Origin of the sequence: Hyalangium ruber (genome assembly GCF_034259325.1) — a bacterium.
Classification (GTDB): Bacteria; Myxococcota; Myxococcia; order Myxococcales; family Myxococcaceae; genus Hyalangium_A; species Hyalangium_A rubrum.
The window spans coordinates 90750-112001 of sequence record NZ_JAXIVS010000001.1 but is presented as its reverse complement, the minus strand read 5'-3'; the positions used below and the strand labels follow the sequence as shown (position 1 = coordinate 112001).

Annotated in this window: 16 protein-coding genes; 10 read left to right on the top strand and 6 right to left on the bottom strand. The window is 68.0% G+C overall.

Going from position 1 to position 21252, the window contains the following annotated elements; translation table 11 throughout:
* Positions 1-152 precede the first annotated feature (152 nt).
* The 3 genes from SYV04_RS00500 to SYV04_RS00490 all read left to right on the top strand — a co-directional run bounded on the left by SYV04_RS00500 (position 153) and on the right by SYV04_RS00490 (position 3684).
* Complete coding sequence (locus SYV04_RS00500; RefSeq protein WP_321543560.1) at positions 153-899, top strand: sigma-70 family RNA polymerase sigma factor; 747 nt, start codon at positions 153-155, stop codon at positions 897-899.
* A gap of 182 nt (positions 900-1081) precedes the next feature.
* Positions 1082-1822 carry a tetratricopeptide repeat protein gene (locus SYV04_RS00495; RefSeq protein ID WP_321543559.1) on the top strand — a complete coding sequence of 247 codons (741 nt, stop codon included), beginning with the start codon at positions 1082-1084 and terminating at the stop codon, positions 1820-1822.
* Positions 1819-3684 (top strand): AMP-dependent synthetase/ligase, encoded by a 1866-nt coding sequence (locus SYV04_RS00490; RefSeq protein ID WP_321543558.1) that lies wholly within the window; start codon positions 1819-1821, stop codon positions 3682-3684. The genes SYV04_RS00495 and SYV04_RS00490 overlap by 4 nt, the downstream gene beginning before the upstream one ends.
* Before the next feature lie 121 nt (positions 3685-3805).
* On the opposite strand, the gene tatA is transcribed toward SYV04_RS00490, so the two are convergent.
* Together tatA and SYV04_RS00480 are read right to left on the bottom strand one after the other, a co-directional pair.
* Entirely contained in the window at positions 3806-4048 is a 243-nt protein-coding gene (tatA, locus tag SYV04_RS00485) for a twin-arginine translocase TatA/TatE family subunit (RefSeq protein ID WP_321543557.1), read from the bottom strand.
* Positions 4049-4123: 75 nt separating this feature from the next.
* Positions 4124-5137, bottom strand: coding sequence for a sensor histidine kinase (locus SYV04_RS00480; RefSeq protein ID WP_321543556.1), 1014 nt, complete (start codon positions 5135-5137; stop codon positions 4124-4126).
* 193 nt (positions 5138-5330) lie between these two features.
* Between SYV04_RS00480 and SYV04_RS00475 the strand changes: the two genes are divergently transcribed.
* The 3 genes from SYV04_RS00475 (at position 5331) to SYV04_RS00465 (ending at position 7382) form a co-directional block, all read left to right on the top strand.
* On the top strand, positions 5331-5714 hold the full coding sequence (locus tag SYV04_RS00475; protein ID WP_321543555.1) for a response regulator: 384 nt from the start codon (positions 5331-5333) through the stop codon (positions 5712-5714).
* 65 nt (positions 5715-5779) lie between these two features.
* On the top strand, positions 5780-6106 hold the full coding sequence (locus SYV04_RS00470) for an SCP2 sterol-binding domain-containing protein (protein WP_321543554.1): 327 nt from the start codon (positions 5780-5782) through the stop codon (positions 6104-6106).
* Positions 6107-6206: 100 nt separating this feature from the next.
* Positions 6207-7382, top strand: a complete 1176-nt coding sequence (locus tag SYV04_RS00465; protein ID WP_321543553.1) for a CaiB/BaiF CoA transferase family protein — start codon at positions 6207-6209, stop codon at positions 7380-7382.
* Between the two features lie 4 nt (positions 7383-7386).
* Here SYV04_RS00465 and SYV04_RS00460 read toward each other — a convergent pair whose 3' ends face one another.
* Positions 7387-8478, bottom strand: a complete 1092-nt coding sequence (locus SYV04_RS00460; RefSeq protein WP_321543552.1) for a hypothetical protein — start codon at positions 8476-8478, stop codon at positions 7387-7389.
* Between the two features lie 85 nt (positions 8479-8563).
* Here SYV04_RS00460 and SYV04_RS00455 point away from each other — a divergent pair, with 85 nt between their 5' ends.
* Positions 8564-9703 (top strand): acyl-CoA dehydrogenase family protein, encoded by a 1140-nt coding sequence (locus tag SYV04_RS00455; RefSeq protein WP_321543551.1) that lies wholly within the window; start codon positions 8564-8566, stop codon positions 9701-9703.
* 5 nt (positions 9704-9708) lie between these two features.
* On the opposite strand, the gene SYV04_RS00450 is transcribed toward SYV04_RS00455, so the two are convergent.
* Both SYV04_RS00450 and SYV04_RS00445 read right to left on the bottom strand, forming a co-directional pair.
* The gene (locus SYV04_RS00450; protein ID WP_321543550.1) at positions 9709-9996 is read right to left on the bottom strand and encodes a hypothetical protein; all 288 of its coding nucleotides are present in this window, start codon (positions 9994-9996) and stop codon (positions 9709-9711) included.
* Between the two features lie 56 nt (positions 9997-10052).
* The gene (locus SYV04_RS00445; RefSeq protein ID WP_321543549.1) at positions 10053-10469 is read right to left on the bottom strand and encodes a hypothetical protein; all 417 of its coding nucleotides are present in this window, start codon (positions 10467-10469) and stop codon (positions 10053-10055) included.
* Positions 10470-10546: 77 nt separating this feature from the next.
* Between SYV04_RS00445 and SYV04_RS00440 the strand changes: the two genes are divergently transcribed.
* The 3 genes from SYV04_RS00440 to SYV04_RS00430 all read left to right on the top strand — a co-directional run bounded on the left by SYV04_RS00440 (position 10547) and on the right by SYV04_RS00430 (position 19970).
* Positions 10547-11191 carry an RlmE family RNA methyltransferase gene (locus SYV04_RS00440; protein WP_321543548.1) on the top strand — a complete coding sequence of 215 codons (645 nt, stop codon included), beginning with the start codon at positions 10547-10549 and terminating at the stop codon, positions 11189-11191.
* Positions 11192-11303: 112 nt separating this feature from the next.
* Positions 11304-13871: a CARDB domain-containing protein gene (locus tag SYV04_RS00435; RefSeq protein WP_321543547.1), complete on the top strand. Its 2568-nt coding sequence runs from the start codon at positions 11304-11306 to the stop codon at positions 13869-13871.
* 48 nt (positions 13872-13919) lie between these two features.
* A complete protein-coding gene (locus SYV04_RS00430) occupies positions 13920-19970 on the top strand; it encodes an alpha-2-macroglobulin family protein (protein WP_321543546.1) in 6051 nt (2016 codons plus the stop codon).
* A gap of 149 nt (positions 19971-20119) precedes the next feature.
* On the opposite strand, the gene SYV04_RS00425 is transcribed toward SYV04_RS00430, so the two are convergent.
* Positions 20120-21157 (bottom strand): EndoU domain-containing protein, encoded by a 1038-nt coding sequence (locus tag SYV04_RS00425; RefSeq protein WP_321543545.1) that lies wholly within the window; start codon positions 21155-21157, stop codon positions 20120-20122.
* Positions 21158-21252: the final 95 nt, after the last annotated feature.

Below are 21252 nucleotides of genomic sequence, written 5' to 3'. Positions count from 1 at the left end.
GGCGTGACGGGCCTGTCACATCCCGATGCGTGGCGAAAAATTCCCCGCATCGGAATGCGAAACCCTTTGGCCCGTTGCGCGTCTTAGTAACAAGCCGGTGCGGAGAGGGTCGGAATCGCGCCGCGATTTATCTCGGAACGGAGATCAGGATCATGGCCAACACGACGAAGTATGCGGCAGAGGGCTTGTCGCACTACCTGCGTCACCTGGGTGGTCACCAGCAGCTGACGCGTGAGCAGGAGTACGAACTGGCCAAGCGGGCGCGCAAAGGCGACGAGTCCGCTCGGCAGACCCTTGCGACCTCCAACCTGGCTTTCGTGGTGGCGGTGGCCAAGAAGTTCGCCAACCGGGGCGCTCGCCTGGACGACCTCATTCAAGAGGGCAACGTCGGGCTGATGAAGGCGATCGAGCACTTCGATCCCAAGAAGAACGTGCGCTTCGCCACCTATGCCGTGTGGTGGATTCGCGCCTACATCACCCGCTACCTGAAGGACAACCGCAGCCAGGTACGCGGAGGTGAGTCCGAGCGCGGCAGCATGGTGGACTTCTCCCTGGATGCCACCATCGATGAGGAGGGCGAGACGACCTTCCTGGACCGCATCGAGGACAACGGTCCCTCGCCGGCCGAGGTGTACCTGTCACGCGAGCAGGACGACGAGGTACAGGAGGCGCTGGCCAAGGTGCGCAAGCGCATTGGCGACCTGGGCTGGGACATCCTCCAGGAGCGGCTCACCCAGGACAAGCCGCTGACGCTGGAGGAGCTGGGCCAGCGCTGGGGCGTGTCGCGCGAGCGCGTGCGGCAGGTGGAGCTGAAGACGAAGAGCTTCCTCGAGCGCTACCTCTCCGCGTTCAACCAGGACGAGGAGAACAACGAGAACGTGGCGGCGGACGCGGCCTGAAGTCGCGACGCGATCTCCTCCGAGGTCATGTAGAGCCGAGAAGGGCGGTGCGATGGGGCCAGGGCTCCGTCGGCCGCCCTTCTTGTTTTTCCCGGGTTGCTTGAGATCACCCGCGACAAAGCCTACCTGTCGGGGCTGGTCGGGTTGCTGGGGAGCGAGTGCGCGTGCTAACACCGCCCGCCATGCGCCTGATTTTGCTCGCCCTTTCGTTGCTGCTGGCCTTACCGGCCTCGGCGGCGACGCCGGAGTTGTTGGCATCGCTGGATGCACTCCACGCGCGTCGCTCGGAGGAGGCGGCGATCAAGGAGCAGGAAGAGACGCTGAAGAAGGAGCTGCAGGCCGCGCCGGAGGACTACGAGCTGCTGTGGCGGCAGGCCCGGCTGCTGGTGTGGCAGGCCGACGGGGCCAGTGACGCGCGCCAGAAGAAGGTGCTCGGCAAGCAGGCGTGGGATGTGTGCGAGCGCGGAGTGAAGCTCGCCCCCCAACGTGTGGAGTGCCAGTACTTCGCCGCGGGTGGCATCGGCACTTACTCCCAGGCGGTCGGAATCATGAAGGCGCTCAAGGATGGCTTGGAGGGCAAGTTCAACGAGCGGTTGGACGCCGCCATCAAGATCGATCCTACCTTTGACATGGGGGCTCCCTGGCTGGCGAAGGGCCGCTACCACTACGAGCTGCCGTGGCCCAAGCGCGACCTGGGTGAATCCGCGAAGCTGTACGAGAAGGCGCTGGCGAAGTTTCCGAACAACCTGCGCGCGAACTACTACCTGGCCGAGACGCTGCTGGCGGACGACGAGGCGAAGAAGGCGCGTGAGGCGATCCTCAAGGTGAAGCAGGGCAACGTTGCGTACGATCCGCCGGAAGGTCGGCGGGTCCAAGAGTGGGCCAAGAAGGTCGAAGCCGACATCGAGGAGGAGCTCAAATGAGGGCAGAGCGTCAGATGGTGGAGTCGGCCCCTGCCACGGGGGCGGGAGCCAAGAACCTGGTGGAGTTGTTGATCCAGCGGGCGCAAGAGGCCTCCAAGGTCTCCATTACCCACAAGAAGGACGGCAAGTGGCAGGAGATGACCTGGGGCCAGGTGCTCCAGGAGGTCAAGGTGCTCTCGTCGGCCCTGATCGCCCAGGGCGTGAAGCCGGGAGACCGCGTCGCCATCTTCTCCGGCACGGGCCCGCAGTGGGTGGTGTGCGATCTGGCCATCTCGGCGGCGCAGGCCGTCACCGTGCCGATCTACTCGTCCAATACGCCGGATGAGTGCCGCTACATCCTCAACCACTCGGAGACGACGCTCGTCTTCGTGGACAACGACGAGAAGGACGCCAAGCAGGCCGGGCGACTTTCCCGAATTCGCCAGCGGCTCGGCGAGTGTCCCAGCGTACAGAAGGTCGTCGTGTTCGACGGCGCCGTCTCGGGCGACAAGGAGATGTCGCTCAAGGACCTGATGGCCAAGGGCGAGGCGGAGGAGAAGGCGCATCCCCATGCCTTCGAGGAGCGCGCCCGCGCGGTGAAGCCGGACGATGTCTGGGGCTTCATCTACACCTCGGGCACCACGGGTGACCCGAAGGGCGTCATCCTCACGCACGGCAACTGGGCGTACCAGGCCGAGGCGACGCGCGCCAACGGGCTGATGGCGCCCAATGACTCGGTGATGCTGTTCCTGCCGCTGGCGCACTCGTTCGCGCAGGTGGTGAAGGCGGCGTGGCTGGGCATGAGCTTCCGGCTCATCTTCGCCGAGTCGGTGGAGAAGCTGCTGCCCAACCTGGTGGAGACCAAGCCCTCGGTGCTGCCGGCGGTGCCGCGCGTCTTCGAGAAGGTCTACAACAACGTGGTAGCCAACGGCTCGGCGGCGCCGGGCGTGAAGGGCAAGCTGTTCCGCTGGGCCTTCAAGCTCTTCGACGAGTACGCCGAGGCGAAGATGCAGGGCCGCGAGTACAACTCGCTGGGCTTCTCGGTGGCGCGCGCGCTGGTGTTCAACAAGGTACGCGCCACGCTGGACGAGAAGCTGGGCGGCAACATGCGCCTGTTCATCTCGGGCGGCGCGCCGCTGTCGCGCAAGATCGCCTACTTCTTCGATCTGCTCGGCTTCCAGGTGCTCGAGGGCTACGGCCTCACGGAGACTTCGGCGCCCTGCAACGCCAACGTGCCCAACAAGATCAAGATCGGCACGGTGGGCCCGGCCATGCCCGGCACCGAGATCAAGATCGCCCCGGACGGAGAGATTCTCGTGCGTGGCCCCTGCGTCATGAAGGGCTACTACAAGAACCCCACCGCCACCTCCGAGGCCCTGGAGCCGGACGGCTGGTTCCACACCGGTGACATCGGCGAGGTGGACGCGGACGGGTACCTGCGCATCACCGACCGCAAGAAGGACATCATCGTCACCGCGGGCGGCAAGAACGTGGCGCCGCAGAACATCGAGAACACGCTGAAGACCTTCCCGCTCATCAGCCAGGCGATGGTCTACGGCGACCAGCGGCCCTACCTCGTGGTGCTCATCGCCGTGATGGAGGACTCAGCGCGCAAGCTGCTGACGGACAAGGGTGTCCAGGTGGCCTCTTACGCGGAGCTGGGCAAGCGGCCGGAGATCCGCGCCGCCGTGCAGGACATCATCAACAAGGTGAACGAGGACCAGCCGCCCTACAGCACGCTCAAGAAGTTCGAGATCATGGACGCGGACTTCACCCAGGAGAGCGGCGAGCTGACGCCGACGCTCAAGGTGAAGCGCAAGTTCTGCAGCCAGAAGTACGCGGCCTCGATCGGCAAGCTCTACGAGGGCAAGAGCGCCGACTGAGTCACGGCGCGGGGCGCGGGGGAGGCGCCTTCCCCCCGCCCGCCGGAAATGACGACGCCCGGCCACGCCTCGAGAGCTCGGGGCGGGTCGGGCGTTTGACTTGGCGAAGAAGCGGTAAGGCTCAGCCCTGGTGGCTGGTCGCCTTGGCGGAGGCGTTCTGCTCCACCGAGGTGTTGCTGGCCAGCGAGCCCGGCTGAGCAGACTTCTTCTGCTCGGACTCCGACTCATCCTCGCCGCCGAAGCCGCGCTTGAAGTTGCGGATGGCGCTTCCCAGGGAAGAGCCGAGCTGGGGCAGCCGCGTCGCCCCGAAGAGCAGCAGCAGCACCGCCATGATCAGCAGAATCTCAGTCCACTTCAGACCCATCGCACCACTCCTGGAAGTCAGCGCGCCGAGCATACCGGCCAGAGGCGCTGGCCGCCAGTGACACGAGCACCTCCCTCACGTCTGCAAGGAGGCAGGGGGGGCAAGTTCCTGGGAAAGCTCGAGGGGGAGGGTGAAGAACAGGGTCGTCCCGGCTCGATCCGTCTCCACCCCAACACTGCCGCCGTGGACCTCGACCTCCTGGCGGGCGAGGTTGACGCGCAGCGCATCCTCCAGCTTCTTCTCCCGGAAGGCGCGCTCCTGGTGGGCGAAGACGAGGCCCGCCTCCTCCTCGGACAGGGGGACTCCCTCGCGCCGCACCTCCACGCGCAGGCCGCCCGGGACGGGCAGGGCGCGCACATGGATGACCTCGCCCGGCTGCGAGCGGGCCATCAGGTGCTGCACCAGGGCCTCCACCGCGTGCTGGATGCGCCCCGCATCCACGTTCACCAGGGGCAGGGGGATATGGCCATCGAGCATCAGCACCACGCCGGCCGTCCGGGCAGCCGCCTGGTGACGCTCCACGGCGGCGGCGAGCAGGGGCTCGAGCGCCTGTCGCTCTCGCTCGAAGGCGAGCGAGCCCAGGTCCGCGCGGGTCGAATCGAAGTAGTCCTGCGAGAAGGACAGCGCCCGGTCCGCGTTGCGCAGGATGGTCTCCAGCCCGCGCTGCACCTTGGGCTCCAGGGGGATGCGCCCATTGAGCAGCAGCGCCGCGTAGGAGCGGATGTTGGCCAGCGCGCCTCGCAGGTCATGCGAGGCCAGCCCCAGGTAGCGCACCCGGTGGTGGGTGTCCTCCGCGTCGCCGTCGTTCAGGGGCCAGGTCCACACCAGCCGGGCCCCATCCTCCAGCACGCTCTCTCCGGCGCGGACGGCCTGGCCGTCACGCTCCCAGACATCCTCCGCGTCGGCGCGGGGCTGGAAGCCCGCCAGCGCCATCAAGTCACCCACCGACTCGATGAACGGGGGGAGCGCCTCCAGCCCCAGGTGCTCGAGGAGCAGGCGACCCAACAAGCGGGGGGCTCCCTGCCTTGGCAGGAAGGCCAATCCGGGAGCGTTCGTTGCACCACCTGAGAGTTGCTCCCCCTGAGCCATCGCGCCTCCTGCCTTGTGTGCAACGGTTCCGATGGAAGGGTGGGGAGCGACTGTCCGTTTTGCAACGGGCCCCCCCGGGTAAGGGGCTACCCCCATTTTCTTGCGCCCCAAGCGCCTGGATTGGTGGAGAATCCCGGGCGCGTTTCTACAGGAGAAGATTCTGGCTTCGACCGCACAGCCCAATGGTTCGACCGTGATCCTGGTCGTGGACGACGATCCCGACATCCTGGAAGCCCTGTCGGAGATCCTGGAAGCGGAGGGCTTCGAGATCCGCAGAGCGCGCAATGGCAAGGAGGCGCTGGATCGTCTGGAGCCGGATCCGCCCCAACTCATCCTCCTGGACCTGATGATGCCGGTGATGGACGGGTGGGAGTTCGCCCAGCGCATGCGGCAGCGGCCGCCCGCGATCTCGGGCATTCCGCTGATCGTCTTGAGCGCCGATCGCAACGTGGGCAGCAAGGCGCTGGACATCGGCGCCGTGGGCCACCTGGCCAAGCCCTTCGAGCTCAATGATCTGCTGGAGATGGTGCGCCGCGCGCTCAAGGGCGGCAAGCCTCCCGAGACTCCTCGCGCTTGACCCGTCGGGGGCTGGCCACTACGGTCCGCCCGACGTTGATTCACCAATCAAACCAGGAGGGACCCATGACGTCGCAGGACATTCTCGAGAAGGAGATTCCCGCCGTCCTCGCGCAGAAGCCGGAGCTGGGCAAGGACATCAACTCGATCATCCACTTCGACATCACGGGTGATAACGGGGGGAAGTGGACGCTGGACCTGACCAAGTCCTCGGACTGGGTGTCGAAGGGCGCCACGGGCGAGCCGAAGATGACCATCACGGTGAGCAACGACGACTTCGTGAAGATCCGTCAGAAGACGCTCAACGCGCAGATGGCGGCCATGCAGGGCAAGCTCAAGTTCAAGCCGATGGACATGGGCCTGGCGATGAAGCTGGCCAAGCTGCTGTCGTAAGCGAACCCTTCTGTCGTGGCGCCCGTGAGCGGGTGCCTTTCACCGCGGCGCGTGCTCCCTTGGGGGCCGCGCCGCTGTCGTCTCCGGTGCTCTGGCTCCCATGAACACGCTGCCGCTCGCTGGTCTCAAGGTGTTGGATCTCTCCCGGTTGTTGCCGGGCCCGTACGCCACGCTCGTCCTCGCGGACCTGGGCGCCACCGTGGACAAGCTGGAGGAGCCCGAGGGCGGGGACTACATCCGGCAGATGCCGCCGATGCGCGAGGAGGAGAGCGCGCTCTTCTACGGGCTGAACCGGAACAAGCGCTCGGTGACGCTGAACCTCAAGACGCCCGAGGGGCGCGAGGCGCTCAAGCGGCTGGTGCGCGGCTATGACGTGCTGGTGGAGAGCTTCCGGCCCGGGGTGATGGACAAGCTGGGGGTGGGGGAGGCGGCGCTGCGCAAGGAGAACCCGCGCCTCATCTACTGCGCCATCTCGGGGTACGGGCAGACGGGGCCGGACCGGCTCAAGGCGGGGCATGACATCAACTACGTGGCGCGGGCGGGAGTGCTCGCGTACGGCGGTGAGGCGGGCGGAGCGCCGGCCTTTCCCGGGGTGCAGATCGGCGACATCGGCGGCGGGAGCCTGTTCGCGCTGGTGGGCATCCTGGCGGCGCTGCACGAGCGCGAGCGGACGGGGCAGGGCCGCTTCGTGGACGTGTCGATGACGGAAGGGGCGATGGCGTTCGTCCACATGCACCTGGCGGCGCGGCTGGCGATGGGCGCGCAGGGGCAGGCGCTGCAGCGCGGGCGCGAGGCGCTCAACGGCGGCTACGCGTGTTACGGGCTCTACCGCACGAAGGATGACCGGTGGCTGGCGGTGGGCTCGCTGGAGCCCAAGTTCTTCTCGGGCCTGTGTGAGCGGCTGGGGCGGATGGATCTGTTCACGGACGGCTACGACCTGAACGGAGGCGCGGAGCGGGTGAAGGCGGAGCTGGCGCGCCTGTTCGCCGTGTACCCGCTGGCGCACTGGCAGCAGCTCTTCGCGGGCACGGACCTGTGCATCGAGCCGGTGCTGGAGGGCGATGAGGTGCTGGCCGATCCGCAGCACCGGGCGCGAGGGCTCTTCGTGGAGGCGGAGGACGCGCAGCGCGGGCGCAAGGTGACGCACCTGCTCACGCCGCTGCGGATGGGTGAGACGCCGCTGCGTCCTCCTCCGGGGCTGGGGCAGCACTCCCGAGAGATTCTCCAGGAGGCGGGCTTCTCCGCCGAGGAGATCGCGCGCCTCGGAGGAGGGTGAGCGCTCAGCGTTTCTTGGCGGGCGCCCAGAGCGCGAGCCCGTGGGCCGCGTGGCACGCATCGCCCACGAGATCCAGGTAGAGCTGAGGCCGCTCGCGCGACAGCGTCTCCATCTGTTGGAAGGCGCCTGATTCCCCGAGCCGGCGGACGGTGGCTTCGAGGAGCTGGTGCGCCCGGGTCACCGCCTGTTGCTGCGCGGGCGTGGGCTGCCACCCATTCTCCTGCCGGTAGCGCCCGAGCGTCTCCAGGAAGTGACCATAGAACTTCAGGGACTGGGAGAGCAGGGGCAGCCGCTGTTGGGGTGAGGAGGCCAACGCGGCCTCGTACTGGCGGGCCTCCGAGCCCAGGCGGTAGACGAGCACCTCCACCTGCGCCTCCATCCTCCCGCCCCACGCCTTGCGCACGGTTGGGTGGCGGGCCCAGCTCGCCACGGCTTGGAAGAAGTGCAGCCCTCCGCACGGGTGCGTGTAGATGCCCTGCTTCTGCTTGGGGACCTGCGCCAGCCCGGTCTCCATGCCCTCGGCCAGCTCCGCGTGCGCGCGCTCCAGCGTGACGAGCGCCTCGTCCATCACCGCGTCGAACCGCACCGTCTCTCCTGCGCCGTTCCGGAAGCTCGCTCCGGGCGCCAGCACATGGCCCAGCGCATCCAGTGCCCAGGCACCATCAGGCGAGCGGGACAGGTCCACGCGGAAGTCGCGTTGCAGGTCCTCCACGAGCGCTCCCACCGTCACCGTCCCCCCAGCCGCCTGGAACTTTCGGCTCAGGGGAAAGCCCGCCAGCACCAGCGTCTTCACCTGCAACGCCGGGTGTGGCTCCACCGGCGTGCCGTCTTCGGCGAAGGGTTCGAAGTACAGCCCTCGGCCCTGGGGCGTGCTGTCGCGGCGCAGGAAGTCCCCCAGGATGACCTCGGCCGCCAGCCGCCCGTCCCGTGCCCGGAACCCTCGCCCCTCGAGCGTGATGCCATGGGCCAGCGCCCACGGATTCCGAGGGTCTGAGGCTTGAGCGGTACACACCGCGCGCAACTGCTCGGCGGTCGAGGGAGTGGCCGGTGGCGTCGCGGTGATGAAGCTCAGGAGGACGAGGGAGGCGGAGAGCATGGAAGTTCTGGGAGGAGGGATGCTTGTTCACTCGCGGGGCGCCTGCTATTGACTGATGAGTCAATCTCTTTTGCGAGGAGCGACGATGATCAACCCCTTCACCGCCGAGCATGAGGCCTTTCGCAAGTCGGTGCGCGCCTGGGTCGAGAAGGAGCTGACGCCGCACTCCCTGGAGTGGGATCGGGCAGGCATCTTCCCCCGGGAGGTTTTCAAGCAGGCCGGCGAGCTGGGCTTCCTGGGCATCAACCACGACCCGAAGTACGGCGGCAGCGGCCTGGACTACTGGTTCGTCACCGCGTTCAGCGAGGAGCTGACGCGCAGCCAGAACGCGGGCGTGAACATGGCCCTGCTGGTGCAGAGCCAGATGGCCACGCCCATCATCAACGAGCTGGGCACGGACGAGCAGAAGCGCGAGTTCCTCGAGCCCGCGCTCAAGGGCGAGAAGATCGCCGCCCTGGGCGTGAGCGAGCCCGGCGCCGGCTCGGACGTGGCCAACATGAAGACGACGGCGCGCCTGGACGGCGACGACTACGTCATCAACGGCTCGAAGATGTGGATCACCAACGGCACCCGGGCCGACTTCATCACCCTAGGCGTGCGCACGGGCGAGGCGGGCTACGGCGGCATCTCCCTGGTCACGTTCCCCACGGACGTGAAGGGCTTCAGCGTGTCCAAGAAGCTCGACAAGGTGGGCAACCTCGCCTCGGACACGGCCATCCTCTACTTCGAGGATTGCCGCATCCCGCGCCGCTACGTCATCGGCGAGGAGAACGAGGGCTTCTACCACATCATGACCAACTTCCAGGGCGAGCGCCTGGTGGGCGCCATCACCACGGTGGCGGGCATGGAGCGCATGGTGGAGGACTCCATTCGCTACGGCAACGAGCGCCAGGCCTTCGGCAAGCCGCTCATCAAGTTCCAGGTGTGGCGCCACAAGTTCGTCGAGCACCTCACGGCCATCGAGGCGGCCAAGCGGCTCACCTACCACGCCGTGGCGCTCTACGACGCCAAGGAGAACCCGGTGAAGGAGATCTCCATGGCGAAGCTGTTCGCCGGAGATCTCGCGCAGAAGGTGGCCTACGACTGCCAGCAGTTCTTCGGCGGCATGGGCTACATCGAGGAGACGCCGATCGCCCGCGCCTGGCGCGACGTGCGCCTCATCACCATCGGCGGCGGCACCTCCGAGATCATGAAGGAGATCATCTCGAAGCTCTACGGCTTCTGAGCCGCTCACTTCTTGCGGAACAGGGCCTCGGCGGCCGAGAGCTGTTGTTCACGGCTCTCCTTGGCCGTCAGGCCGCCCTCGCCAATCTGGAAGAACTCGCAGAAGTTGGCCGAGTCCTTGTCCGAGGGCACCTCCGCGAAGGGCTCCTTGCACTCCTTGGCCACGGAGAGGTCGAAGTGCCGGCAGTTGCGGCAGGAATGCACCTCCTCGCCGCAGTGCGGGCACGTGTCGCGCCGCCCTACCTGGTTTCCGACGATGTCGAGCGGGCGTCCGCAGTGCGCGCAGCCGGGCATGGCACCTCCGAAAGAGGGCGCCATCTTGCCAGTGTGAGACGGGATGGGGCGAGCGCTCAGCGGTGCGGGCTGGCCACGAGCCCGCGTGAAGTATCCGAGGGGGCACTGCTCGTCATGGACTCGGAAGGCGCCTCGGCGGCCGCGTCATCCAACTGCGAGTCCAGCCGCCGGAGCAGGTAGAGCATGTACGCCACCAGGGCCGAGATGGCCGCGGCCATCACCCCGAGCATTTGACCGCGCTGCCAGAGGTGCGCGCGCTCCATCACCTCGCGCCGCGCGGCGAACGTCTTGAGCTGGGCGTCGGCCACCGCGTTGTCCAGGCGCTGGGCGTACTCGACGGCCTGCGCGTTGCCGCGCTCCAGCAGCCACCGTGCCTCGCCGTGCAGGGCCTGGGAGCGGGTGTAGCAGTAGCCGGCACATCCCAACGAAAGGAGGGAGACGCTCACAGCCACAACCACGCTTCGGGTACCCATGGACCCCTCCATGCTACACCCAATCACGGGTATCCGACACCCGCTGCCGCCCAAGCCTTCCCCGGAGACAGTGCGGGATGGTAGGCACCCCCCCCGTTATGGGCAAGCCCTACCGGCCGAAAGACCACTATTTCCAGAAAGCCAAGCAAGAAGGGCTGAGAGCCCGCTCGGCGTTCAAGCTGGATGAAATCCTCAAGCGCTTCCCCATCGCCAAGAAGGGCGGGGCGGTGCTGGACCTCGGGGCGGCGCCGGGGGGCTTCCTGCAGATCCTCGCGGACTCGGTGGGCACCTCGGGCCGTGTCATCGGCGTGGACATCGTCGCCATCCGGCCCTTCACGCAGAAGCATGTCAGCACGGCGGTGCTGGACGTGCTGGCGGACGACTTCGACGCCAAGCTGCTGGCGATGTACGACGGGCCGTTCGACGCGGTCATCTCGGACATGGCGCCGAAGACCAGCGGCATCAAGGCCACGGACGAGGCGCGCAGCCTGCGGCTCGCGGGCAAGGCGCTGGAGGTGGCGGTGGCGCGGAGCCGGCCCGGCTCGAGCTTCGTGGCCAAGCTGTTCATGGGCGGCGACTTCGAGGAGTTCCGCGCCCAGGTCCGCTCGCACTACGAAGAGGTGAAGGTGGTGCGCCCCGAGGCCACGCGCGGGGCGAGCATGGAGGTGTACCTGGTGGGCCTGCGCCTCAAGGCCGCGGCGCCCGCCTCGGCGACACCCTGAGCGCTCCGGTCATCTCGGCTGATGAGGTGACTGGCAGCCTCGTTCGGGGCACGTTGCACGCTTCACAAGGAACGCCTGGCATCTCCGTCCTCCATGAGGAGGAGCACCTGCCATGGCCGACGTCTTCCTGAGGTTGTCCAAGCGCCCCCTGTTCGTGGGTTCGTATCTCAAGGTCCCCGTACGCATCGACCCGAAGTCCGGTCTCCTGATGGAGGACCTCGACTTCATCGTGCGGGAGGGGCCCCCAGGAGGCCGGGTCTCGGTCTCCCAGGAGCGGCAGACCCAGGAAAAAGCTCCGAGCATCATGCTCCTGGTCGGCTACCGGCCCGGGGACTATGCCCTGCAGGCGCTGAAGAAGGGCACCACCACCGTGGTGGGAGAGGCGCGCTTCCGCGTCGATGCGCTCTGGCCGAGTGAGGAGGTGGGGCCTCCGCGCTGGTTCGACGGGCAGGGGACCGGTTTCGCCTCGGGGGCGGCGTGGGGCGGGGGCCCCGCGGGCCCTCAGAACATCAACGTGGTCCCGGCGACGGGGACTCGCCGCATCGCCATCCTGCTGGTGGACACGAGCAGCCAGCGCTTCACCACCGACGCCGCGACGCTGCAGGCCCACCGCGATCGCTGGCTCAACGAAGTGGTCAACGGGGTGACGGACGGCGGAGTGACGCGCAGCACGCGGCAGTTCTACCAGGAGGTCTCCTACGGAGCGTTCACGCTCTCGGCGGAGGTCTTCGGCCCGGTCGAGCTCCCCGGCAGCTACGACGACTACTTCAACGCGGACAATTCACCCAAGGGCACCTACTACCAGGCCTGCTTCACGGCGGGCGATGGGCTGATCAACTACAACAACTTCGACACCCTGCTGTGCGTATCGCAGCCGGTGACGGGGGCCACGCCCCGGGCCGCCTGGCCCTATGCCTCCATCGGCAACTGGGGGCCTTACACGACGGCCGAGGGGAACAAGAACTACGGAGTCATCTCCATGCCCAACGAGTGGGGCGTGACGGATACCCGGGAGATCCACGAGACCCTGGCGCACGAGCTGGGGCACAACCTCGGGCTCGGCGATCAGTACGCGCCCTCGGTGCCCGGCAGGAACCCGGGGGCCTGGGAGATGATGGACGCCGATGACCCGCTCCCCCACTTCTCGCTCTCCCATCGGATGATGCTGGGCTGGGTGCCGGCTGCGGCGGTGCAGAGTTTCAACTTCGTCTCCATGGGCGTGCCGGTGGATCAGACCATCACCCTGCACCCAGCCGAGGCACAGACGCTGCCGGCGGGGCGCAAGCGGGGTATCGAGGTGCGCCTGGCCGATGGCTGGAACTACTACTTCGAGTACCGCGCCGGTCAGGTCACCCAGATCGCGGACCGGAACCTTCCGACCGACAGCCGGGTGCTGGGCACGGATGTGGTGTCGGGGCCCTTCTCGCCGCCCATCGCCCGCCCGGCCATCCTGCTGCTGAACAACGACGGGGACGGGGATGGCAGCGTGCTGGGCAACGGTCAGGACTACGAGGAGACGGACACGACGGACCCCGTCTTCCCCACGGACTTCCGCGTGGACGTGAGCGGCGAGGACGGCACCAAAGCCGAAGTGCGCATCCGCTACGGGGTGAACAGCCGGCCAGACCCCTCCATCCGCCCCTGGCCCGCGAGCCCGGACCGGCAGTGGCAGAGCCCGGACATCGAGGTGCGCAACGTGCGCAATCAGGCGAACCCCGCCTGGTTCAATGTTCCGTGGGAGGGCAACACCAACACGGTGATCGCCCGAGTGAAGAACAACGGCTCGCTGGATGCGCCCGGCGTGCGGGTCAACTTCTTCGTGAAGAACTACAACATCGGAGGTACTCCGGAGACCTTCCTGGGCACGGATGTGCGCGACGTGGCAGCGGGCGCCACGGTTGAGTTCTCCACCACGTGGACGCCTCCCAACCAGGGGCACTTCTGCGTCATCGCCCGCATCCCCCTGTACCAGAACCCCACCAACCCCTCCGTGGTGGAGATGACCGAGCTCAACAACCTGGCGCAGTCGAACTACGACCGGTTCATCTCCCGCACCGCCTCGCCCGCCACGCGGGAGGTGAGCTTCATGGAGGTCGGCAATCCGTACCCGCTGCGGACCCGCATCTTCATCGTCGCCGGGCAGAACAATCCCGCCTACCGCACCTACTTGGAGACGGCGTGGTTGACGTTAAATCCGGGAGAGACGCGCCGGGTGAAGGTGATGTACGAGTTCGCCTTCGATCCTCGCCAGCCATCGAAGGAGCAGCAGGAGCGCCGCATCTTCCGGGAGTTCGGGGGCAAGCCCAACAACGTGGGCCTGACGGCGTTCATCGAGGATCCCCGCGACACTCCCCGCCATGCCATCCAGGTGCTGGGCGGGGCGCAGGCGCAGGTGGCCACCGGACGCGCCACGCGGTTCGAGGACTTCGAGGTACGGGACGGAGTCGTTCGAGGCACCATCGTCACCGTCGATGACGGCAAGCCCGTGCGAGGCGGGAAGGTCATCCTCAGCGTGACCACGGGCCGCGGAAAGAAGCAGGAGAAGAAGTACCAGACCCTCGAGGTGGCCAAGGGCCGGTTCCAGGCCCAGATCCCCCAGGTGGCGGGGGGCACCGTGGAGGCCTATTACGTGCCACCGGAGGGGCTCGCGGATTGCTCCAGAGAACCCGTGCGCCTTTAACGCGGGTTCTTCGCAACACGGGAGGGCCGAGCGCATAGAGTGCCGCCCATGGCACTGCTCCACCGGTTCTTGGCCTCTGCCCTCCCGCTGTTCCTCCTCGCCTCGCTGAGCCTCGCCGTCCCCGCGCACGCGCAGGCCAAGGCGCCGCCTTCGTGGAAGGAGATCGACCAGCTCATCAACGAGCAGAAGTTCGAGGCGGCGGCGCAAGGTGCCGAGGCACGGCTGACTCAGGCCCGGGCGAAGTCGGACGAGGACGAGTGGGCGCGGGCCCTCGTCCGCACGGTGCAGATTCGCACGGCGCTGCACGGGTATGAGACGTCGGTGCGCTTCCTGCGCGAGCAGCCGTGGCCGAAGGGGAGCGTTCCCCGCACGGTGCTGCAGCTCTTCTATGCCCAGACCCTGAGCATCTACGCGAATGCCTACGGGTGGGAGATGCGTCAGCGCGAGCGCGTCGTCTCCTCGGGGCCGGTGGATCTCAAGTCGTGGACGTACGATCAGATCATCACCGAGGCCCACCGCGCCTTCGCCGAGGTGTGGAAGGACCGCGAGCGGCTGGGCAACGCGCCCGTCCAGTCCCTCTCCGAGTACATCCAGCCGAACACCTACCCGGCGGGCATCCGGAGCACGATGCGGGACGCCGTCGCCTACCTATGGGTGGGCCTGCTGGTGGACAGTTCGGCATGGCGACCGGAGCAGTCGCACGAGCTCTATCAGCTCAAACTGGACGCGCTGCTCTCGGGTATCCCCTCGGTGGAGCTGACCGATCCGGCGGTCCACCCGTTGATGAAGATGGCCGTCGTCCTCGGGGACCTGGAGGCCTGGCACCGCGGTGGCAAGCGGCGCGAGGCGGAGCTGGAGGCGCGGCTGGCGCGCTACCAGCGGCTCCACACCGCCTTCTCGGAGGAAGAGGATCGCGCGCGCATCCGTCAGCACCTCGTCGCGCACCTGGAGGGCTTCCGCAACGTGCCGTGGTGGGCGATGGGGCAGGGCCTGCTGGCGGAGCTGGAGCGAGACTCAGGCCACCTGATTCGTGCGCACACGGTGGCGAAGGCGGGAGTGGCGGCCTACCCGAACAGCCTGGGTGCGCAGCGCTGCGACTCGCTGGTGAGCATGCTGGAGGCGCCGCAGTTCTCCCTGCAGGGCATGTCCTCGGACGGCCCGCGCAAGCGTTCGCTCGAGGTGATGCACCGAAACCTGCCGACCCTGTACTTCCGCGCCTACGCCTATGACTTGGAGAAGCGCATCTCCAGCGCGGATGAGTATGACCTGATGCCCAACGGGGCCGCGCTGCAGCGGCTCGTCCGGCAGGAGAAGCCCGAGGCCTCCTGGAGCGCGGCGCTGCCGGCGACGACGGACTTCCGGGAGCACCGCACGTTCGTCACTCCGCCGCTCACGCAGCCGGGCCTCTACTTCATCGTCGCCTCCGCGCGTGAGGACTTCGCGGAGCAGGGCAACCACGTGCGCGGGGTGTTCATGACCGTGACGCCGCTGACCGCCATCGTCCGGAGCGATCAGGGCAACCGCATCGAGGTCCGGGTGGTGGGTGGCGACAAGGGCCGGCCTGTTCCCGGAGCCGAGGTCCGCCTCTTCCTGACGGACTACCAGCGTGGCCACAAGGAGGCGCAGCGCGCGAAGACCGATGCCCAGGGCATGGTGACCTTCCAGCGCCAGCAGGAGAAGGGCTACCAGGCCTTCATCGTCGTGGTGGGGCGAGGGCGCGACGCGCTGCTGCTGCCGTCGCAGGTGTCCTTCTACGAGCCCTACAAGGAGCCGGATTCGTCCCAGACGCTGGTCTTCACCGATCGGAGCATCTACCGGCCGCTGCAGAAGATCCTCTGGAAGGTGGTGGCCTTCCAGGGCAGCCGGCAGCAGGCGCGCTACAAGACGCAGGAGAACCTGCCGGTGACGGTGTCGCTGTATGACCCGAACAACCAGGTCGTCGAGCAGCGCAAGGTGCGCACCAACTCCTTCGGCACGGTGGCGGGCGAGTTCACCATCCCCCCGGGCCGGGTGCTCGGGAACTGGCGCGTGGGGACCGAGCCGCAAGGCAGCGCCGATGTGCAGGTGGAGGAGTACAAGCGGCCCACCTTCGAGGTGACGCTGAAGGATTCGGACTCCCCGCTGCGCCTCAACCGGCCGGCCACGTTCCGGGGCGAGGCCCGCTACTACTTCGGGCTGCCGGTGGTGAGTGGCTCGGTGCGCTGGCGCGTGTCCCGCGAGCCAGTGCTGCCGTGGTGGTGGTGGCATGGAGGACCGATGCGTGGACGTATCGGTGGGGCTCGGCAGGTGGTGGCCACGGGCACGTCCCCGCTGACGGAGGATGGCTCCTTCCAGCTCACCTTCACCCCCGAGGCGGACGAGCGCGCCGCGAAGACTCCCGAGGTGAGCTGGCGCTACCGCGTGGAGGCGGACGCGACGGACGAGGGCGGAGAGACGCGCTCGGCGAGCCGGGCGTTCCGCCTGGGCTTCGTCGCGGTGGAGGCGCGCGTGGAGACGGACCTGGGCTTCTTCCGCGAGGGAACGCCTGCGGAGGTCCGGCTGGTGCGCTCCAACCTGGACGGAGTGCCTCAGCCGGGCAAGGGCAGCTGGTCGCTCGTGGCGCTCCAGCAGCCCTCGCAGCCGCTGCTCCCCTCGGAGGAGCCGATCGAGCCGAGCCCGGGAGCACCGCCCCAGGAGGAGGGCGCCATCACCACGGAGGGCGACAAGCTCCGGCCGAGGTGGACCGAGGACGCCTCTCCCGACCGGAGCCTGCGCGCCTGGGGAGACGGGGCGGAGCAGGTGAAGGGCACGGCGGAGCATGACGCGCAAGGGCTGGCGCGGGTAACGCTGCCCGCGCTGAAGCCGGGCGCATACCGCCTGCGGTACGAGACGGTGGATGCCTTCGGCCAGAAGTTCACCACCACGCGCGAGTTCCTCGTGGCCGGAGCGACGGCGCCCATCGCGCTGCCCGCGATGCTGAAGCTCGAGCGGGAGCTGGTGCGGGTGGGGGAGAAGGCGCGCCTGCTCGCGTTCTCCGGCTTCGAGGGGCAGATGCTGTTCCTGGAGTTGTACCGGGGAGAGCAGCGCATCCATCGGCAGGTGCTCACGCGCGGCAAGGATTCGCCGCTCGTCGAGCTGCCGGTGACGGAGCAGATGCGCGGCGGCTTCACCGTGGTGCTGGTGGGCGTGCGCGACTACCAGTTCCTGCGCTTCGCCCAGCCGGTCCACGTGCCGTACGACGACAAGGAGCTGAGCCTCGAGTTCACGACGTTCCGGGACCGCATGCGCCCCGGCGCGAAGGAGACATGGCGGGTGACGGTGAAGGGCCCCAAGGGCGCGAAGGTGGAGGCGGGGGCCGCCGAGCTGCTCGCGTACATGTACGATCAGTCGCTGGATCTCTTCGCCCCCCATGTGCCGCCCTCGGTGGTCGGGCTCTACCCCTCCCAGGCGAGCGGCGTGGACCTGCGCTCCTCGATTGGGGTGGGCGTCATGCGCTGGGTCTACGGTCAGGGTCTGGGCGAGGTGCGCCATTGGAGCGCGCCGGTGGAAGACAGCCTCCGCTTCCAGGAGGGGTACGCCATCGGCGGTCCAGGGAGGCGTCGCGTCCTCCATCAGAATATGGCGCGTGCGGAGGCACTCCCGTCGGCAGCAGCCCCCATGGCGCCACCGCCACCGCCACCGCCCGGCAGCCCGCCGACGGAGACCCTCGCGGGGAACGTGCAGCCCATCCAGAGCGAGCTCGATTCGGCCTTCGGGTTGCTGGGGGGGAAGGCGGCTCCACCCGCCGAGAAGGCAGCCCAGGAGCCGCCGCGCTCGAACTTCGCGGAGACGGCCTTCTGGATTCCCCAGCTGCTGATGGGCAAGGACGGCTCGGCGACGCTGGAGTTCACCGTGCCGGACTCGGTGACGGCCTGGAGCTCCTGGGTCCACGCGGTGACGCGCGACTTGAAGGGCGGCGCGGTGCAGCGCACGGCGCGCAGCGTGAAGGAGCTGATGGTGCGGCCCTACGTCCCGCGCTTCCTGCGCGAGGGCGACAAGGCGGTGCTGGAGGTGGTGGTCAACAACGCCAGCGAGCAGCGGCAGCAGGGCACCCTCACGCTGGACATCCTCGACACCGTGACGGAGAAGAGCGTGCTCTCCAGCTTCGGTGTCTCCACGGCCAGCCAGTCCTTCACGGTGGAGCCGGGCAAGGGGACCTCGCTGCGCTTCCCGCTGTCGACGCCGTCGAAGGTGGGCTCGGTGGCCTTCCGCGTCACCGCGCGCGCCGGCAACCTGGGAGACGGAGAGCTGCGCCCGCTGCCCGTGCTGCCCGGACGCATGCACCTGGCGCAGTCGCGCTTCGTCACCCTGCGCGGCAAGGACCGCAAGGTGATGAGCTTCGAGGACCTCAAGCGCAATGACGACCCAAGCCGCATCAACGAGCAGCTCGTCGTCACCGTGGACGCGCAGCTCTTCTACTCGGCGCTCCAGGCGCTGCCGTACCTGGTGGACTACCCGTACGAGTGTACGGAGCAGACGCTCAACCGCTTCGTCTCCACGGGCATCGTCTCCAGCCTCTATGGCCAGTACCCGGCGGTGGCGAAGATGGCCAAGGACATGAGCGCGCGGCCCACGCGCTTCGAGACGTGGGACGCGGCCGATCCGAACCGGAAGATGAGCCTGGAGGAGACGCCCTGGCTGCAGGAGGCGCAGGGCGGGGCCGATACGGGGCTCCCGCTGGTGAAGGTGCTGGACCCGGCGGTGGCGAAGGCCGAGCGCGAGGCCTCCCTGGCGAAGCTGCGCAAGGCCCAGACGTCGAGCGGCGGCTTCCCCTGGTGGCCGGGGGGCCCTCCGTCTCCTTATATGACGCTCTACATCACCCACGGATTGGCGCGGGCGGCCGAGTACAAGGTGGAGGTGCCCACCGACATGGTGCGGCAGGCGTGGAGCTACCTCGCGCGCCACTACCGCGAGGAGTACGCCAACAAGATGATGAAGGAGGACCGGGGCTGGGAGTTCCTCACCTTCCTCAACTACGTGGCCTCCAGCTTCCCGGACAACAGCTACACGGGCGAGGCGCTCAGCACGGAGGAGCGCAAGCGCATCCTCGAGTTCTCCTTCAAGCATTGGAAGAAGCACTCGCCATACCTCAAGGGCTACCTGGCGCTGACGCTCAAGCGGGCGGGGCGCACGCAGGACGCGGAGCGGGTGTGGGAGAGCGTGATGGACTCGGCGAAGACGAGCCCGGAGCTGGGCACGTACTGGGCGGCCGAGGACCGGAGCTGGCTCTGGTACAACGACACCACGGAGACGCATGCCTTCGCGCTGCGCACGCTCACCGAGCTCAAGCCCAAGGATGCGCGGCGGGACGGGCTGGTGCAGTGGCTGCTGCTGGACAAGAAGCTCAACCACTGGAAGTCCACGCGGGCCACGGCGGAGTCCATCTACGCGCTGGTGAAGTACCTGGAGCAGGAGGGGGCGCTGGGCGTCCGCGAGGACGCGAAGGTGACAGTGGGGGACAAGTCGGTGGAGTTCGTCTTCGAGCCGGACAAGTACACGGGCAAGAAGAACCAGGTCCTCATCCCCGGACCCGAGGTGGATCCGGTGAAGAGCAGCACGGTGGTGGTGGAGAAGACGACGAAGGGCTTCGCGTTCGCCTCGGCGACGTGGCACTTCTCCACGGAGAAGCTGCCCACGGAGGACCGCGGGGACTTCTTCCAGGTGTCGCGGCGCTACTTCCTGCGCGTGCGCGAGGGGAAGGAGGCGGTGCTCCAGCCGCTGGCGGAAGGGGCGAAGCTGAGTCCGGGCGACGAGGTCGAGGTGCAACTCTCGCTGCGCACGAAGCACGCGGCCGAGTACGTGCATCTGAGAGATCCCCGCGCGGCGGGACTGGAGCCGGAGAGCGCGGTGTCCCGGCACAAGTGGGATCTGGGGATCGTCTGGTACGAGGAGACGCGGGACTCGGGGACGAACTTCTTCTTCGAGTGGCTGCCGGTGGGTGAGTACACGTTCAAGTACCGGCTGAGGGCGAACATGGCGGGCACGTTCCGCGTGGGTCCCGCGACGGTGCAGTCCATGTACGCACCGGAGTTCACCGCCTACTCGACGGGCGCGGTGCTCACCGTGGGCAGCGCCCGCTAGAAGCGAGACAGGCTCGTGGCCCACGCCGTGAGGGCAAGGGCCACGAGCCCCAGTCCTCCGAGCAGGAGTGCGCGACGTCCGGGGTGCAGGCCCTCCTTGCGAAGCAGGAGGACGCTCGCGCAGAGGGGCACGAGCACTCCGAGTTCAATCTACTCGGAGCAGGTGGGGCGATCGGTGGTGGGGTAGAGCGTGGCGATGCCGTAGGTACCGTTGCGCGTGCCGCAGTAGACCTGCCACGAAGTGCCGCCAAGGTCCTTCGCGGAGTAGACGCCGCCCTCCTTCTTGGCCCCATCCCGCGCGCAGCAGCGCACGAAGGCCCGGGTGCCGATGGCCGCGATGCTCACCGCGTCCTCGGAGCGCGGGAAGCCGCCGATCTTCTTTTCGCCGCAGGACCACGGCGCCACGCCGCGGAAGGTGATGAGGTACTGGTCACCCTTCAGCGCTTCACCGCCGCGCGCCGGGCCGTCGTAGCAAAGCTTCCCCTCGGCCTCGAGCTGCGCGTAGCGGGGCAGGAAGTGCAGCCCGCCGATGGGCCCCTTCTGCCAGTCGTCGCCGCAGAAGACGTGCGTGAAGGCGTTGCGCGGTCCCGTGCTCACCCACAGGCTCGTGAGCCACTCGATGTTGGCCTGCTTCGAGCCGGAGCCCTGGCGCGTGCGTCCGGCCGCCGCCAGCGCCCGCTGGATGCGCGCATCGTCATAGTGCTTGGAGAAGAAGCGCTGCACGTCCCCCGCGCTCACCGACACGTCCGGGCGCGCCGGGCAGAGCGCGAGGACCTCCCGGTCCAGCGCCGATAGGGCAGGGGGCTTCGAGAAGAGAGGAGGCCTGTTGCACGTCGTCGCGCAACCCGAGGCGGCGCGCGCCACCGCTGGCACCGCCTCGACCTTCACTTGCTTGTCCGCCGCCGCGAGCGCCACCGCGCTCGGCTGCGCCGACACCGCTGTCTCCTCCGCGCCGTCGCAGAGTACCCAGCCCTCGGCCGTGGTGCCTTTCAGCTTGCACCACTTGCGCCCAGGCCCGCCCTTCTTGAGGAGCGGGTAGGACGTGTCCGGCTCCACGGTGAAGACGACCTTCTTCGACTCCGGCTGGTCCACCGCCTCGACTCGGGTGGAGGAGACGAAGGCCCCTGGGCCCGCCAGCGCGGAGAGGGGAAGGGAGAGGGTCAGCAGCAGGGCAAGGAGACGCAGCATGGCGCGCGGGAGCATACCTTGGGAGGGCTGAAGCCTTGAGCCACGGGCTCGGATGCTTGGACCGCATCCGGCCTGGCTTATTCACCCGCGCGAGG

Coding starts and splice junctions, on each gene's coding strand:
- SYV04_RS00435 (WP_321543547.1), top strand. CDS start 11,304: ATGGCCGACGTCTTCCTGAGGTTGTCCAAGCGCCCCCTGTTCGTGGGT.
- SYV04_RS00500 (WP_321543560.1), top strand. CDS start 153: ATGGCCAACACGACGAAGTATGCGGCAGAGGGCTTGTCGCACTACCTG.
- tatA (WP_321543557.1), bottom strand. CDS start 4,048: ATGGGTCTGAAGTGGACTGAGATTCTGCTGATCATGGCGGTGCTGCTG.
- SYV04_RS00480 (WP_321543556.1), bottom strand. CDS start 5,137: ATGGCTCAGGGGGAGCAACTCTCAGGTGGTGCAACGAACGCTCCCGGA.
- SYV04_RS00430 (WP_321543546.1), top strand. CDS start 13,920: ATGGCACTGCTCCACCGGTTCTTGGCCTCTGCCCTCCCGCTGTTCCTC.
- SYV04_RS00470 (WP_321543554.1), top strand. CDS start 5,780: ATGACGTCGCAGGACATTCTCGAGAAGGAGATTCCCGCCGTCCTCGCG.
- SYV04_RS00490 (WP_321543558.1), top strand. CDS start 1,819: ATGAGGGCAGAGCGTCAGATGGTGGAGTCGGCCCCTGCCACGGGGGCG.
- SYV04_RS00450 (WP_321543550.1), bottom strand. CDS start 9,996: ATGCCCGGCTGCGCGCACTGCGGACGCCCGCTCGACATCGTCGGAAAC.
- SYV04_RS00440 (WP_321543548.1), top strand. CDS start 10,547: ATGGTAGGCACCCCCCCCGTTATGGGCAAGCCCTACCGGCCGAAAGAC.
- SYV04_RS00465 (WP_321543553.1), top strand. CDS start 6,207: ATGAACACGCTGCCGCTCGCTGGTCTCAAGGTGTTGGATCTCTCCCGG.
- SYV04_RS00425 (WP_321543545.1), bottom strand. CDS start 21,157: ATGCTGCGTCTCCTTGCCCTGCTGCTGACCCTCTCCCTTCCCCTCTCC.
- SYV04_RS00460 (WP_321543552.1), bottom strand. CDS start 8,478: ATGCTCTCCGCCTCCCTCGTCCTCCTGAGCTTCATCACCGCGACGCCA.
- SYV04_RS00455 (WP_321543551.1), top strand. CDS start 8,564: ATGATCAACCCCTTCACCGCCGAGCATGAGGCCTTTCGCAAGTCGGTG.
- SYV04_RS00495 (WP_321543559.1), top strand. CDS start 1,082: ATGCGCCTGATTTTGCTCGCCCTTTCGTTGCTGCTGGCCTTACCGGCC.
- SYV04_RS00445 (WP_321543549.1), bottom strand. CDS start 10,469: ATGGGTACCCGAAGCGTGGTTGTGGCTGTGAGCGTCTCCCTCCTTTCG.